Source organism: Paenibacillus aquistagni, assembly GCF_900177815.1.
Lineage (GTDB): Bacteria > Bacillota > Bacilli > Paenibacillales > Paenibacillaceae > Paenibacillus_B > Paenibacillus_B aquistagni.
The window spans coordinates 556,811-572,119 of record NZ_FXAZ01000004.1; the positions used below are offsets into that span (position 1 = coordinate 556,811).

At 41.4% G+C, this 15,309-nt stretch carries 13 protein-coding genes, 2 pseudogenes and 2 riboswitches; of the genes and pseudogenes, 14 read left to right on the top strand and 1 reads right to left on the bottom strand.

The window, feature by feature from the left end:
* The first annotated feature begins 485 nt into the window (after window positions 1-485).
* From B9Y93_RS16430 to B9Y93_RS16480, 11 genes and pseudogenes are all read left to right on the top strand, one after another.
* Complete coding sequence (locus B9Y93_RS16430; protein ID WP_085495987.1) at window positions 486-1,118, top strand: GIY-YIG nuclease family protein; 633 nt, start codon at window positions 486-488, stop codon at window positions 1,116-1,118.
* A gap of 20 nt (window positions 1,119-1,138) precedes the next feature.
* On the top strand, window positions 1,139-1,459 hold the full coding sequence (locus B9Y93_RS16435; protein ID WP_280522897.1) for a Fic family protein: 321 nt from the start codon (window positions 1,139-1,141) through the stop codon (window positions 1,457-1,459).
* A gap of 59 nt (window positions 1,460-1,518) precedes the next feature.
* Window positions 1,519-2,553, top strand: coding sequence for a hypothetical protein (locus B9Y93_RS16440; protein ID WP_085495991.1), 1,035 nt, complete (start codon window positions 1,519-1,521; stop codon window positions 2,551-2,553).
* Between the two features lie 555 nt (window positions 2,554-3,108).
* Window positions 3,109-3,447, top strand: a complete 339-nt coding sequence (locus B9Y93_RS16445; RefSeq protein WP_085496134.1) for a nucleotide pyrophosphohydrolase — start codon at window positions 3,109-3,111, stop codon at window positions 3,445-3,447.
* Window positions 3,448-3,450: 3 nt separating this feature from the next.
* Window positions 3,451-5,196: a DUF2075 domain-containing protein gene (locus tag B9Y93_RS16450; protein ID WP_085495993.1), complete on the top strand. Its 1,746-nt coding sequence runs from the start codon at window positions 3,451-3,453 to the stop codon at window positions 5,194-5,196.
* A 179-nt stretch (window positions 5,197-5,375) separates the two neighbouring features.
* Window positions 5,376-5,579 (top strand): annotated as a pseudogene (locus B9Y93_RS25225) (hypothetical protein); the annotation flags it as partial.
* Window positions 5,542-5,949, top strand: coding sequence for a winged helix-turn-helix transcriptional regulator (locus B9Y93_RS16460; RefSeq protein ID WP_085495995.1), 408 nt, complete (start codon window positions 5,542-5,544; stop codon window positions 5,947-5,949). The pseudogene B9Y93_RS25225 and the gene B9Y93_RS16460, both read left to right, overlap by 38 nt.
* A gap of 211 nt (window positions 5,950-6,160) precedes the next feature.
* Window positions 6,161-6,364: pseudogene (locus B9Y93_RS16465) on the top strand (GMP synthase (glutamine-hydrolyzing)); the annotation flags it as partial.
* Between the two features lie 335 nt (window positions 6,365-6,699).
* The gene (locus B9Y93_RS24905; protein ID WP_085495997.1) at window positions 6,700-8,529 is read left to right on the top strand and encodes a flagellin N-terminal helical domain-containing protein; all 1,830 of its coding nucleotides are present in this window, start codon (window positions 6,700-6,702) and stop codon (window positions 8,527-8,529) included.
* 77 nt (window positions 8,530-8,606) lie between these two features.
* The gene (locus B9Y93_RS16475; protein ID WP_085495999.1) at window positions 8,607-9,017 is read left to right on the top strand and encodes a hypothetical protein; all 411 of its coding nucleotides are present in this window, start codon (window positions 8,607-8,609) and stop codon (window positions 9,015-9,017) included.
* A 306-nt stretch (window positions 9,018-9,323) separates the two neighbouring features.
* Window positions 9,324-9,439: riboswitch (glycine riboswitch) on the top strand.
* 151 nt (window positions 9,440-9,590) lie between these two features.
* Window positions 9,591-10,934 carry an alanine/glycine:cation symporter family protein gene (locus tag B9Y93_RS16480; RefSeq protein ID WP_085496001.1) on the top strand — a complete coding sequence of 448 codons (1,344 nt, stop codon included), beginning with the start codon at window positions 9,591-9,593 and terminating at the stop codon, window positions 10,932-10,934.
* 118 nt (window positions 10,935-11,052) lie between these two features.
* Here B9Y93_RS16480 and B9Y93_RS16485 read toward each other — a convergent pair whose 3' ends face one another.
* Window positions 11,053-12,624, bottom strand: coding sequence for an MFS transporter (locus B9Y93_RS16485; RefSeq protein ID WP_085496002.1), 1,572 nt, complete (start codon window positions 12,622-12,624; stop codon window positions 11,053-11,055).
* 178 nt (window positions 12,625-12,802) lie between these two features.
* Here B9Y93_RS16485 and B9Y93_RS16490 point away from each other — a divergent pair, with 178 nt between their 5' ends.
* The 3 genes from B9Y93_RS16490 to B9Y93_RS16500 all read left to right on the top strand — a co-directional run bounded on the left by B9Y93_RS16490 (window position 12,803) and on the right by B9Y93_RS16500 (window position 15,061).
* A complete protein-coding gene (locus B9Y93_RS16490) occupies window positions 12,803-13,342 on the top strand; it encodes a PadR family transcriptional regulator (RefSeq protein ID WP_240968298.1) in 540 nt (179 codons plus the stop codon).
* Window positions 13,343-13,573: 231 nt separating this feature from the next.
* Window positions 13,574-13,792, top strand: a complete 219-nt coding sequence (locus B9Y93_RS16495; RefSeq protein ID WP_085496004.1) for a hypothetical protein — start codon at window positions 13,574-13,576, stop codon at window positions 13,790-13,792.
* Window positions 13,793-13,839: 47 nt separating this feature from the next.
* Window positions 13,840-13,988: riboswitch (FMN riboswitch) on the top strand.
* A 125-nt stretch (window positions 13,989-14,113) separates the two neighbouring features.
* On the top strand, window positions 14,114-15,061 hold the full coding sequence (locus tag B9Y93_RS16500; RefSeq protein ID WP_085496006.1) for a DMT family transporter: 948 nt from the start codon (window positions 14,114-14,116) through the stop codon (window positions 15,059-15,061).
* The last annotated feature ends 248 nt before the right edge of the window (window positions 15,062-15,309 follow it).

Sequence of the window (15,309 nt, forward strand, 5' to 3'; positions counted from 1 at the left end):
GAATAAAGTATCAGAAGTGTTTGACTGATCATAATCGTGGGCTGCGATAATGATTTTCTATTAGAATTTGGTTTCTATTGTCATTTCAAGTAATAATGTTTCTGTCAAGAATTTAAAATGGGCTTTCGTATCGTGATATTTATTTGTAGGGTTCGTGAATGGAAGTGTTCGCCCCGCTCCAACGAGCTGTGAGGTGTTCCAGACTGTAAAGTATACCCCCTACTGGACAGCTTTACTGTCACAATTAGGACGATTTCACCGTCAAGTAGACAGTCCTCTTATTGTTCTAGGAGTTTATTGGTGTCATCGGTGATTTCAATGTTGTTAGAAGAAAATAAAGTGTTAGACTAGACTACAGGTTAAGGGTTTAGGGCGGGTTCCTTGCGTATTTTAGCCAGCGTCTTCAACTAATAATGTTGTTAAGTTGGGTTTATTTAAGAGAACAGAGCTAGGAGGTCGAAATATAACTGACCACACATTTCAGGGTGAAGTTACGCAATAAAGAAGGTGGATTTAAACTAACTTTCGATAACTACATTAAGATAAGTAATAAAGATATTACCCCTTCCTATGAGGAATTAGAGAGCAAATTAAAGACTGCGCTAACTAATTTAGATCTCAATATAAAATTCTTTAAATCCCTGTCTTGGGGAAAATTTAATGATGAATTGTGTAAGCTAGTAGATTCATCTAACTTTGATGAAATTACCGACCTTAATCTTGTATGCGGTGTTAAAGGATTTTATATTATGGTCTTGGATGATTACTGTCAAATTTATATTGGAATAGCTAAAAATATAAGACGAAGAATAAGGGAGCATTGGAGTACACAAATTCCGCTGAACAAACTTGTAGTTAAACATCTGCAAGATAATCGACTGTCCATAGATAGCTTTAGAGAGCTAGATACTACGAGAATATTTGTACGTCCTTGTCCTGAGTGTGACTTTGATAATTATCCACTTATATCTGGAAACCTTGAGGATCAGTTAATACGTCAATTCCCTTCAGATTATTGCATGAATAAAAGTTACGGAGGGTGGTCATTGAAGGAAATATTAGAAGCTAAGGAGCGTCGCAAAAAAGCCTTGGAATCTATATCCAGTGATTATGAGTAGGAGTTCCAAGGTGCAATGAAATTAGGTATCTACAATCAACATATAAGGCATTGAAGTATATGTATTACGCTATGAGAACACAACTATTTTGGGATGGAAATAAGCGTACTGCAAGGCTTCTTATGAACTTGATCTTGATGCAGTATGGATATCCTCCAGCAATTATAAATGTGTGTGAGAGAGTGACGTATATTAAAGCATTAGAGAATGCAAGCTCTCATGGTTATAATGAGGATTTATTTCAGTTGATTATTAAGTGTGTAGATCAGTGTTTAAAAAAGTATCTTTTAATAATTGGTTTAGATGATTTAGCAAGTGACAATAACCATTTCAATATATAGGTTCTGGTCCAGTAAAGTAACAGTAGAAAAATTAATCAATATTTAAGGGGGATGAAGAAATGAGTGTATTTTCATCGACATGGGTTGATGGAAAAATAAGCGATATTGATAAGCTATTATCAGAAAATAATGATCGAGAATTTATGTTTATCTTAGATACTAATTTTGCAATAATGTCTAGATATTATGTTACTGATAGAGAACAATTTAACAAATACTATGCAAGTCAATCAGATGATTTTATAAACGTAATTAATGTAATTAGGAATAATCCTTCAAGAATTATTTATGCATTTGCATGTGAAGAAGCATCGAGATCAAAATTGACTGGTAATATTGACGTTGAAAAGTATAAATTGATGGTAGAGTGTGTAGGGAAAGTATTTGATTTAGATTTTAATAGTAATCTTATATCTAAGAACAAATTAATGGAAGGAGATGTAAGTATTAGTAAAACACCTATTTTACTAAGAAACGGATTGTTTAATAAACAGACAGTTATTTCATATACAACTTTGTTAAAGACATATTTATATAAACATTTTGATAATAGATCAAGTAAAATAAAAATAAAAGAAATGTTTCATTATATGGCAGATGAAATAAATATATTTTCTCCAACAAGCACCTCTCTTATAATTCACTATTTAGGGGATGAACCATCAATTTTGAAAGGAATTAAACCCTCATTAGGTATAGAAAAAATCTTAAATAGATTATATGCAGCTTCAATAGACATGATCATGCCTACCCAAGCGGCTCAACTTGCAGAAATATCTGGTTACCAAGAAATACCTATATTTGTCACGTTTGATAAAGGGATAAAGTTATTATTTGATTCGTTACTTATCAAGGAAGAACGTCGTCTAGAAAATGGAAGAAAGGTGCCAGAATACTCTACTATGATTTATTATAGTTCAGGCTGGAAAGATAAAGATATTATCGAACTGTGTGGATATGCTCAGCAAGTGCAAAAGACTAAACGAAGAAAAGTAATTAATCAAGAATTTGAGTTATGTAGACTGAATGAATTAGCAGGGAAATTAGAGAAAGAATTAATGATCAAGCTAAAAACACTCTTTGAATATGAGTAATTGCTATTATCAAAATGAATAGCAGAATTCAAAGAATGTAGTATTGATGCTTGATCATATGAGCTATATACAGCTCAATTATTACGATGTTTTTGTGATTCACTTGTAGCAGGTGAAACCAGTGTTTTCAACAATAATCTATAAATAGGGATTTACGAGTTATAGCAAGGTTAATCTTGCTTAAACCACCAAACTCTTCTCCCTAATAATTGGTGTAAAGTGAAAGTAATACCCCTATCGAACTCTGAAGGGGTATTTTTTATAAGAGATAACATGATGGCGATAGTACTAATGCTCATATATCAAAAAGAAAAAGAATTTAGACTTTGATATAATAGATCATATAAGTTTGACTTAGAAAAGATGAAGTATTATACCTTCATTAAACAAGCCAAATACTTTTTGCGGAAAAATAACAATGAATAAGGCTGATAAGAAGTATTAACCATTATCTTATATTAGTTTAGGGACTCACGAGCTAGAAAAGAAACTTTTAACTGGTTTAGAAATCAAGAGACAAGGAAATATTTTTGGAAGGTGTGAATGGAAATTAATATGAATGAATCAATGCAGCGGATTAATCAATTTCGAGATGAGCGCAACTGGCGGCAATTTCATAATGAAAAAGATTTGGCCATTTCCATTTCTTTAGAAGCAAATGAATTATTAGAATTATTTCAATGGAAGACACCAGAAGAAGCCAAGGAGAATCCTGAGCGACTCAAAGAAGAACTGGCAGATGTGCTGATTTACTCTTATATGATGGCAGATAATTTAGGATTTGATATTGATGAAATCATTGCTGAAAAACTGATTAAAAATGCTAAGAGATATCCAGTTCCCAAAAGCTTTGGTCAAAAAAAGAAATACAATGAATTGGATGAGGTAGAATAAGCAATGGCTAAGTACAACTGTATAACATTGAAAGTGAAAAATGGAGAATTGATAGGCTTCGATAAACTTCGTCAGCCTGAACAGAATATTCTTACAAATGGCGATGTCGTTTATATCTACAAAGGAACGAAATCGAGAAAGATTTATATTGGACAAACAAAACAATTTACTGTGAGGAATAAGCAGCACTACAATGGTCAAGAGGAAAAATTTAATACAGCAGATTTCGACCAAGTAATTATTCTTATTTCATCTTACTTCAATGGTTCAGCCTTAGATGATGTAGAAAGCCAGCTGATTACCTACTTTATTGCCGATAATCCTTATTCTAAAAAGCAGCTGGTTCAATATGATAATGATGAGATTATTAATCGGACTAATGGCAACAGCGTGAATGACTACAGAGACCGAGAAAGGATTGCTTCAGAAGTTATCCTGCCTTTTTGGGAAAAAGATCTATATCCTAATGGATGGGTAAGTACGCCGACTTTAGAGAAGCTGCGCAATGAAGCATTGGTCAAATATAGCCCAATCAAAGAATTAACAATACAGCAAATGGAGCTTCTTAAGGATATTGAATCAAATCCTGATAGAAGCTTTGTAATTAATGGCGATGCAGGGACTGGAAAAACCGTATTGCTGACTCATTTGGTTGCTAAGCTGTTGAAAGAAAAGCCTAGTCAGCGAATAGCGGTCGTTTTGCAACCTAATTGGATTAAAACGGCAAAGGATATCTTTAGAGTATATGGAATGAACAACAGCAACCTGACACTCGCTACCTCGACACAACTGATTAATGCCGATGAAAATTATGATGTTGTGGTTGTTGACGAATCTCATAAGCTTTCTAGAAAATTCTCTAAGCAAATGGCGTCATTTAACAAAGTATATAAAGGAAGATTTGCCGAGGATGAGAACCACTTGGAGGCTATAAAGAAATTAGGACGTCAAATCGTGTTAATGTATGACGTATTACAAGCGATTCGCCCTGCCAATATGACACGTGAGCAATTTAATGAAGCAACCAAAGACTTTGAAAAGAGATACTTAACAACGCAATTTAGGATCCAAGCTCCAGCGGGAAAGAACTATACATCAGAAGATTTCGTAAATGGTATAAAGTATCTCTTGTATAAAGATACTGGTCTATTAGAACAGACGAATTTAAACCCGAAATTTGACAGAGCTGTGTTCCAAGATAGTGATGCTGATGCTTATTTTGGATATTTTGAAAAAGAACCTCTAAAGAATTTGATTGACTGGGTAGAAGAAGACAGAAATTTCAATCCTGAACATATAAACCGCGTGCTAGGTGGATTAGTTGAACCTTGGAAGCAGGCTGATGGCAAAGATCCGTCAATCACTCATTGGCATGAAGGAAATATCAAACGAAGATGGAACTCCACTCAAGAAAATTGGGTTTATTCAGAGGATGTTGATGCTGAAGAACAGATTGGCTCGGTCTTTGCAGTTCAGGGAATCGATTTGAATAAAGTCGGCGTTTTAGTTGGCAATGATCTTCAAGTAGACTCAAAAGGCCGTTTATTCGGTAATCCAGACAATTTCCATAATGTAAACGGAAAATTCTCCAAAGACGATGAAAGCCCTGAAACCGCACAAGAGTTTACCTTATTTGTATTGAATATATACTATATTCTGATGACTAGGGGAATTGACGGGATTCGGCTAGGATTCTGGAAAAATGATGCGTTTAAACAGTATATGAAGGAAACATTAGAGATTAAATAAGAACCTTGGTCTCAATTTATAGGTTGTTGGCGAGTTTATGTAGCAATTTAAGAAGGGATTTACATATTACAACCACCACTTTACAATGTAATAGTAAGCATGATTGCAAGAAGTGGTCATTGCTCTAAATTAGTTATAAATAACAGTGATATATTTGCTCATAAGGTTTTGTCTGGTACGTGAACCCTGCGAAAGTAACTCGCTCTGCACTTCAAAATGCGGCTTCCGTCGCTGCTATGTTATTGACGACAGAAGCAGTAATCGTGAAGAAGCATGTTTTCCAAAATGAAATGACAATTATCTACAAAATATACGATGCTAGTTTTTTGAAATGGGTGATATATCATGGCAGTTTCTCTGGAGAAGCAAATACAAAATACTAACTATTTAGTTGAATCTTATACACAAGTAATTAACTTGCTTCTGGAACATAAAGATAATGAAGGGATTAGTCGGATTTCACAATCTGAAATTGCGAGGAAGTTGGGCGCATCTCAATCTGCAATAGCAAAAAGGTTCTCCAATTTAATAAAGTTTGGTGCAATCAAAAAAAGTGGTTATAAAAATGCATATACTGTTATATATGTAGATTTATTTAATTTCAGCCCGTTGGGGTTGTTGTTTAAGCTTATTATTCTTCTCGATAAGAACCCAGAAATAATTAATGACTATTACAAACAAGCTGAGTTATTGAATGTAAGCTATCATGATATCCAAATTGCTAGAGGCTACTTGTCATTTGTTGTTACATAGTAGGTAATCAAACTTACATGAATCTGCTATTGAGTTATCATTGATGTTTAAACTATAGAGTATGGAAAGCCTTTGATACACTCAGGAAACATTCAAGTGTATGCAGAGGTTTTTTATATTTTTTCAGCTTGAAATCGCTACTCTAACCCGCTACAATTGATACATAAAAATAGCACAATAATAGACATGTAATGACCAATAATTGAAGCAGGTTATGGGTGACGTGCGCACATACTCCTATACAGTAGGTATCCGTGCGGTAACTTCTATCGACGGCATGACAGCGGACTGGGCGCGTATTCCTTGGGATATCCTTGAGAAGATCTCCGTTCGCATCGTTAATGAAGTCGACAACGTCAACCGCATCGTGTATGACGTAACATCCAAGCCACCAGCAACGATTGAGTGGGAATAAGCAAGAGGTTGTTACCATTTTTTTGTAGCTGAAAAATTATTGGTGGATTAGGGTATTTACCAATCACAGATCATTCATATAAATTATATAATTGTTTTAAACTCCCTTTCATTTGAGTTTTTGATCAAATGAAAGGGAGTTTTTTATGCCGATTGTCTTTGAGTTTATGAATAGCTTGATGAGCAGTTGATGAAACAATCATCTTTGAGGGATGTAATGGAAGTGAGTAAGTTATATAATATTGGAAGTAAAAGAAATATTATCTTTAAGTATTAACATATCCCATGGAATACCGATATATATTAGCAGGACTATTTTACTAGTGGGGTACAGCGATGAATATTATGTATAACATGTCTGCATGGAATACAATGAATCATATGAGGATGAATCAGAATCAAAAAATGACTGCCATGGAGCGATTAGCTTCTGGATTACGTATAAATCGTGCTGCAGATGATGCGGCTGGACTATCTATTTCAGAAAAAATGCGAGGACAGATTAAAGGGTTGCAGCAAGCTACTCGCAATATTCAAGACGGCATTTCTTTGCTTCAAACGGCAGAAGGCGGCATGCAAGAGGTACATGCCATGCTGCAGCGAATGAATCAGTTAGCCGTTCAAGCCTCGACAGGCACATATGATGATCGTGACCGCAGTAAGGCGGCGCTTGAGTTCAATCAATTGAAAAATGAGATTAAGAGTATCTCAAAGGGTACGAACTTTAACCGAATTCCATTATTGGATGGGCGCTATTCTGGAGCAGAGCAAGGAACCTATTCTCAGGTGACAGGAAGCAAGGTGCTGAATGGTAATGTACAAATTGACTCTACCAATGATACCTTACAATTTCAATTGGATAGTGGACAAGTATCAATAACATTAGGCCATGGCAGTTACACTTCGTCTGATCTTGTGCAACATATAAATACACAGCTGTCCAATCAGCATGTTGAGTTGAGAGCTTCACTTATGGATGGGAAGCTCAATTTCAGTTCTACACAAATAGGAAATCACGCTATTCATCAAGTGACAGGCAGTGGAATGAGCTTAATGCTGAATACAGTAAAAGGTGAGCCAGCTAAATATATCGTCGCAGGTGAAGCACTGCTTACTCCTTCTATAAACATTGTAAAAGGTGTAAACGATACATTGACTTTTGATGTCGATGGAACATCATATACAATTACTCTTGATGAAGGAACGTATGATACCCCCCTCCATGCTAATCCGGATACGTCACCTTTGGCTATGGAGATTAATAAAAAGTTAATGGAACAAAGCATTCCTATTTCAGCAGGATATGGTGGGTTTGTGGGTAATCATCCTTCGTTACCAGGCAATGTGTTCAGTTCTTGCTTAACATTTTATGGGAAAGTCGGTAATATCGGTAACTTCGGGGGTTCGGCAAAAGATACTTTGTTAGGTAATCTCTGGACTGATCAATTGCAAGGCGGTACCCAATCTAGAATTATTGGAGCAGCCAATGTTGCGATGGGGATGCAAATAATAAGTGGCATAAATGATACCATTGAGATCGAAATCAATGGTACGATAAAGTCCTATACGCTGTCAGAAGGAAATTACAATACTGCTGATCTGATTGATGAACTGAATCATCAATTGTTATCTGACCACATAACTGCAACTCTTTCAAATGGGAATGTAGTGCTGAGTCAAAGCGATGGATACGCCATGAAGATTAGTGGAGGCAGCCTATCAAGGGATTTATTTTTTTCTTATTCGCTTGGAGAGAAGGCCGCTACATCTAATCAGGGTATTTCCATTCAAATAGGGAATGAAGCCCAAGATCAAGTTACCTTGTCCATGCCTAGTTTGAATTTACTAGTTCAGAAGCTGGATGTGATTGATCTATCTACTGCAGCAGGTGCTAATAATGCTCTTTCTTTACTTAATCATCTTGTAGATCATGTATCAATAGAGCGTGCAAAGCTTGGAGCTTATCAGAATCGACTCCAACACACCGCTAATCATGTACTGAATTACATTGAGAACCTAAGTGCAAGCGAATCTAGAATAAGAGATGCTGATATGGCAAAAGAGATCACTCAATCCATCAGAGCCAAAATAATAATGGATGCTGGACAGAGTATGCTGGCTCAAGCAAATATGATTCCTCAGCATATTTTAAGTTTACTAAAATGATGGGAGTGCCATTAAAGCATTATTGACTACATAAGGCTGTAAACCTATACCTGTTGGACTGTAAGGAGTGAGATAAAGTGCATAATACCTATCATGCGCTGCAAACAAAGGTTGGTGTTATCAGAGGCCGGGATGCCATCTATATGGATGAATATGTGTATAACTGCCAAAGTCGAGAGCTCACCGTGCGTGGGGAATTCAATTATAATCAGTTTAGCCAGCTGGAGGAAGAGGGCGAAGCATTCATTCCTTTTGTATGGACCTTTCACAATGTGCTGTATGTGGAAAGTACGGAGCTTGATTTCTACAGCCAAGAGCGCTTAATTGAGGCGTCATTTGGCTTGATTCAGCCCTCTGCAAGGCTTGAAGCGATGCGTGAAGAGGGCAATACGAAGCTTACTGAGGAGCATCGTCACTTTGTGATTGCGACCTACGATGAGGTCATCGAAGTGATTGCTTCCATGGATTATACGTTGTTAATCCCATAGGAGAAGAGCGTGGCAAGCAGCTCTTTGCCGAATGAATACTGGACTGAATTGCATGCAGTCGGGTTGACCACTTTCGCAGCTTACGGTTAACGGAATGGATGCCAAATGAAGCAAGTTGGAAGAAGGTTGGAATTTATTAGAGGTTGTCAAACGGGAGTCATTCCTTCTATAATCAATAACAATTCAATACGGATCACTGGATGAAGTTTGCGGGAGATAGACTTAGGTCTAGCCGAAGGGGATAAGCTCTCAGGCGCGTAAGGCAGATGCAGAATTTTGCAGCAGCCAACAAGCAGGACCGTAAATGGACAGGACTCTGGAGAGACTCCTCACAAGGGAGCACCGAAGGGGCAATACGCAAGGCATGGCTGTCGTCCATGAATTGCGTGCAAACTCTCAGGTAAAAGGACAGAGATCGCAGGAAGCTTTTTTGAAATGTCATAAAACGTGAATCTGTTCACGTGCTATGATTGTTTTTCTGCATCAAATGTCCCCAGAGTCAAATCAATCTTGATTTGACTCTTTTTTATTTGGTCGAAAGACACTGAATAAGAGACAAAGGGGAAATGGAACATGAAAGGATTGGAACAAGGATTACAAGCCGTAAATGCATGGGTATGGGGGCCACCGCTGCTGATCCTGCTCGTAGGTACGGGCATTCTGCTGACCGTTAGGCTTGGACTGCTGCAGGTGCTGCGACTGCCGCTCGCGCTAAGGCTGGTGTTTGGAGCGAAAAGTGAAGGTGAAGGCGATATCAGCAGCTTCGGGGCACTCGCTACGGCGCTGGCCGCCACCGTAGGAACGGGAAATATCGTCGGTGTAGCTACGGCGATTCAGTTGGGCGGCCCTGGCGCTTTGTTCTGGATGTGGCTTGCCGCGTTCTTCGGCATGGCGACCAAATATGCCGAAGGCTTGCTTGCCGTAAAGTACCGGAGAGTGGACGAGACTGGACAGATCTCAGGTGGACCGATGTACTATATTGAACGCGGGCTTGGACGCCGCTTTAAGCCGCTTGCGATATTTTTCGCCTGCAGCGGAGTGCTGGTGGCACTGTTCGGCATCGGCACCTTCCCGCAGGTTAACGCTATTGTATCCTCCACAAAGGCAAGCCTAGGCATTCCATCTGTCGTTACGGCAGTCATACTAACACTGCTTACGGCATTGGTGACCCTTGGCGGCATCAAGAGCATTGCCAAAGTGACCACGAAGGTCGTGCCGTTTATGGCGCTTCTCTATATTGGCTGTGCCATTATCGTATTGTGCACCTTTGCTGATCAAGTCCCGCATGCTGTTAGCATGGTATTCACCAGCGCCTTTACACCTACTGCGGCGCAAGGCGGCTTTCTCGGCGCAACCGTGATGCTTGCCATCCAAAGCGGTATCGCTAGGGGCGTATTCTCCAACGAGTCCGGCTTAGGAAGCGCGCCTATCGCAGCAGCGGCAGCCAAGACCAAATGGCCCGCTGAGCAGGGGCTCGTGTCGATGACAGGGACTTTTTTCGATACGATTATTATCTGCACACTGACAGGACTCACACTAATCGTGACAGGAGCATGGAGCGGTGCGGAGAGCGGGGCTGCCATGACACAGGCTGCTTTTGACTCTGCCATTCCTTATGGTTCCTTGCTGCTCACTATTTGCTTGATCCTATTTGCTTTTACCACCATTCTGGGATGGAATTATTACGGTGAGCGCTGCTTGGAGTACCTATTTGGCGTGAAGGCGATTATGCCATATCGGATGCTGTTTCTTGTCTTTATTGCGGGTGGAGCGTTCTTGAAGCTCGAAGTGATCTGGATTCTGTCGGATATCGTGAATGGCCTGATGGCATTTCCGAATCTGATCGCTTTGGTCGGATTATCGAGTGTCGTCGCTATAGAAACGAAGCGCTATTTTACACATCTTAAACAAATATAAACAGCAAAAGAGCTTAGTCGCTTGATAAGGCGCTAAGCTCTTTCATTTTATCGTCGTGTCTTATTAAAAATTGATTCCATATTGTGATGCACGCTGCACGAAAACATAATCTGATAAATTATTTCGCATGCGCGCTGCTTGCTGGCGTTCCTGCACGCTTGCGCACTTGATGAACAATGATCACCGTGATCAGCATAATAGCGGCCACAACAGCAGCGGCATAGAACAAGCCATCGAATCCGATACCAGATGCATCATGCACGGTTTTAAGGAGAAGCTCCTTCACTTCCTTGGATGGGATCTGCTCAATCATAGACATCAGGGTTGTCATATCCTCGTCTTTGGGAAGCTGTGCCATCCCTCCTTGGGATAAGTCTACTCCAGCTTCAGCAGCATTTCGCTGCAGCACCTCACCGAACTGAGCAAATCCTCTTGTCAAAAAGCTTGCGTAGATGGTAGGCGCAATCGTCATGCCCATCTGCCGAATAAGCGAAACCCCTGCCAGTGCGACCCCTTTATTGCCTTGAATATGCTCTGTCGCAATCATGTTGATTGGGGCACCAATCAATGTGCCGAAGCCTATGCCGACGAAGATGCTGGCAATAGCCATTTGCCATGTATGCTCTACCCACAGCGGGAACAAGACATAGCCGATCATCGCAATGATGCTGGCGGCGAACATGGTGAAGGTGGGCCCTTTTTTATCAATCACGATCCCGCCCATTGCAGCACCGATCCCAGCAGCCAAGGCCAGCGGCGTAAACCAGTAGCCAGACATGGAGCTCGCGACGCCCAAGTACTGCTCGACGTAGCTTGGAATGAAGATGACAGAAGCAAGAATGCCTCCAGACAAGAGGGCCAGCACAAGCGACCAGCGGTAGGTTGGCGTCTTCAGCATGCTGATCGGAAGCACAGGCTCGGTTCCTTTAGTCTCCACTCTTTTTTCAAGAAAGAAGAACAGGACATACATCGCGATCCCTACAAGCACAAACGTCAGGAAGGATGCTGATGTCAAGACATCTTTGAAGGAGGTTCCCTTCAATTGGGTCAAGCCATACATAAGCGACAGGCTTGCGCCGCTGAGTACGAGGATGCCAGCTATATCGAGTCTTGAAGTAGAGCGCACCTCTTGCTTCTCCAGCGACTTCGAACCCAGGATGAGCAGCAGAATAGCGATCGGAATATTAATCAGGAACAGCCAATGCCAAGAGCCAGTAACAGATAGAATCAAGGAGCCGATATTCGGACCCAGCACAGATGCGATGCCGTTCATTCCGCCAAGCATGCCGAGCGCACGACCCTGACGCTCTTTGGGGAAGGTATCGAGAATATAGGAGCTGGCGAGAATAAAGATCCCGCCGCCTCCAAGTGCCTGAAAGAAGCGCGCAATCAGCAAAAAGGTAAAGGTAGGGCTAAGCGCAACGAGCAGTGAACCGATGCCGAACAAAGAAATTTCAATTAAGAATAAGGCTCTGCGGCCATAACGATCAGACAGTTTGCCGACAATAGGCACGCTAATCGTAAGTCCAAGCGTATAGATGGTAATAATCCATGCTCCCCACGAAGGCGACACCTCAAACGAATGGATGAGAGTGGTCAGCGATGAGGTAATAATCCCATTGTCCAGTGCCCCCATAAATACACCGATCATGAGGGTCATCATGGTAAGACGAACTTTGCTGTTCATCATGATTCCTCCTTACTGTTTCTGCAGCCATATAGGTACAAGAAAAAGCAACATGTATAGAACAATATTAACTAGTCACAAAAGAATAGTCACGCATGACTAAATTGTTTACGCCTAAAAATATATCTCCTTTTGATCTTATAGTCAAGTGTGACTATAATGAGGGTAGGAGGTGACATCCATGATGGACGAGCGTGAGCTGCTGGTACTTGGCTTGTTAATGGTTCAGAGTCAGCACGGTTACCAGATCAACGACTTTATTGAGAAAAATATGGGCCGGGTGTCGGATATGAAAAAAGCGACGGCTTATTCTCTATTAAAGCGATTGGACAAGGCGGGGTATGTTGCGGTTACGGTTGAGCAGGAAGGCAATCGACCGCCGCGTCAGGTGTATGCCATTACAGCCGAAGGGGAAGCTCATTTTCTAGCACTGCTTAGAAAGAGCCTGGGAGCGATGGAGAACTTGACACCGCAGGGGGATATCAGCATCATGTTCATGGATCATCTGCCTGTGGACGAAGTCATTTCTCAACTGGAGAAGCGGCTTAGCAAGGTAAAGGATTATATTGAAACGTTGCGGACCGTGCCGCCTCATTGTCATAATGTCGGTATTGATCTATCGATCAAGCATCGGATTACGCTCTTGGAATGCGACGAACGTTGGCTGAACGAGACGATTGCCGCGCTCCAGGACGGCACCATTCGCTTTGATGGCCAATAGATATTGGGGGAAGCTTGCTTGGCAGCTCCCTTTTTTGATCTTGCGAGGAATAAGGACGCTTTGAGGTTCTTGAAGAACAGAAGTGTCTTTTGGCATGGGCTTGAACTTTAGAACTTGAAATCGGCATTGTTCTTCATCAGAAGTATTGTATTCCGACATCGTTTCGTATATAGTTAAACTAACTTTTAGTAATAAGCTTTCTGTACTCTACTTGATATGAGGTGAAATGAAGTGCCACGGATTCGCAAGGGCCATGTGCTAAGATATGACGATGGGCAATTTTTTATAGAAGCAGCGCCATTTGTCACAGCTAATCTTGATGAAGCGGAATTATACTTTAAGTACTTCGATCTGATGGAGGCGCAGACAAGAGCGCTACAAGCGACTGGCAAGTCCGTGCAGATTACAGCAGTGCGCTTTACGATCACAGATATCGAAGTAGGGCAGTAGCCAAGAGCATCATTTCAAGACGACGATATAACAATAACAATAAGAATAAGGATCTTCGGGGCAAGGTGAAATTCCTGACCGGCGGTGACGCATTCTAATTATGCGAAGCCCGCGACTCTCTGCTGCATGATGCTGCAGGGACTGACTTGGTGCAATTCCAAGGCCGACGGTATAGTCCGGATGGTAGAAGATCATCATTTAGGCATATTGATCAGACACTTGATCAATAGGTTTATTTGAGATGCCCCGTCCAGCGTATATTCGCTTGTGGCGGGGCTTTTTGCCGTATGGTCCTGTATTCGCAAGAAGGGGTTAAGAATCATGAGTAATCACACAGAAGCTTCAATGTCAAAAAGCAGATCAAGCCATTCGGGATTCTGGCTTGTTGTTATCGGAGCAGCGCTTTGGGGGGTAGACCCGCTGTTTCGGGTGCTCCTGCTGGATACGTTCACGAGCAGCCAGATTGTGCTGCTGGAGCATATTATCATCATGGCGATCGCCTTGCCGGTGCTGTGGCGCAATCGACATGAGCTTCAGGGGCTGAAGCTCCGCCATATTGGCGCGCTGCTCTTTATCTCCTGGGGCGGCTCAGCGCTTGCGACGATCCTTTTTACTCAAGGGCTTGCTGGCGGGAACTTGAATGCCGTATTGCTGCTGCAGAAGCTGCAGCCGATCTTTGCAATCATCTTAGCTAGAATTATTTTGCGCGAGCAATTGCCAAAGCACTTTGGCTTTTGGTTTGTGCTTGCCTTGTTTGGCACTTATTTGCTCACATTCGGCTGGTCGCTGCCGTTTGCGGAGGTGAATGAATTCATTCAGATCAGCAGTCTGCTCTCCATTGGCGCCGCAGTTCTGTGGGGCGGCTCTACCGTAATGGGCAGCTATATGCTGAAGACGATGAAATATGAGACCGTGACTTCCCTGCGATTCGTGCTGGCCTTGCCTCTTCTGCTTGGACTTACGATCTGGGAAGGGGATGCATGGAGCTTGCCTGCTTCAACAGGACAAAGTGCCCTTGTTATCTTGAATCTGGTGCTTCAAGCGCTGCTGCCGGGCCTTCTAAGCCTGCTGTTCTATTACAAAGGGCTGAGTACAACGAAAGCCTCCTATGCGACGCTTGCTGAGCTTAGCTTCCCGATGGTCGGCGTTATCGTGAACTGGGTGGCGTTCCAACAGATTGCGACTCTGACACAGATTATGGGCTTTGTATTCATCTGGTTTACACTGTTTATGATCTCCCGTCAGAAGGAAGATGTGCTGGCGGCCTAACTCCATATGCCTTACATGCAAGATGGCCTTCGCTTCGTTTGGGGAAGGCTGTCTTTTTTTATCTCAACACCACTCCTGCTTGGATTAATATGATGCGAGAAGGTCGAGCACTCGACGTCAATTGAATGAGAAGAAGAGACAGAACAAATTGGACCAATGCATCAAGATGCCAATATAGGTCTAAAGAAAGAGAGATAATTCACAGGTTTGGTGTGATGTAGATCATAATGACTAGGTTATACACGCAT

Coding starts and splice junctions, on each gene's coding strand:
- B9Y93_RS16440 (WP_085495991.1), top strand. CDS start 1,519: ATGAGTGTATTTTCATCGACATGGGTTGATGGAAAAATAAGCGATATT.
- B9Y93_RS16445 (WP_085496134.1), top strand. CDS start 3,109: ATGAATGAATCAATGCAGCGGATTAATCAATTTCGAGATGAGCGCAAC.
- B9Y93_RS16450 (WP_085495993.1), top strand. CDS start 3,451: ATGGCTAAGTACAACTGTATAACATTGAAAGTGAAAAATGGAGAATTG.
- B9Y93_RS16460 (WP_085495995.1), top strand. CDS start 5,542: ATGGCAGTTTCTCTGGAGAAGCAAATACAAAATACTAACTATTTAGTT.
- B9Y93_RS24905 (WP_085495997.1), top strand. CDS start 6,700: ATGAATATTATGTATAACATGTCTGCATGGAATACAATGAATCATATG.
- B9Y93_RS16480 (WP_085496001.1), top strand. CDS start 9,591: ATGAAAGGATTGGAACAAGGATTACAAGCCGTAAATGCATGGGTATGG.
- B9Y93_RS16485 (WP_085496002.1), bottom strand. CDS start 12,624: ATGATGAACAGCAAAGTTCGTCTTACCATGATGACCCTCATGATCGGT.
- B9Y93_RS16490 (WP_240968298.1), top strand. CDS start 12,803: ATGATGGACGAGCGTGAGCTGCTGGTACTTGGCTTGTTAATGGTTCAG.
- B9Y93_RS16500 (WP_085496006.1), top strand. CDS start 14,114: ATGAGTAATCACACAGAAGCTTCAATGTCAAAAAGCAGATCAAGCCAT.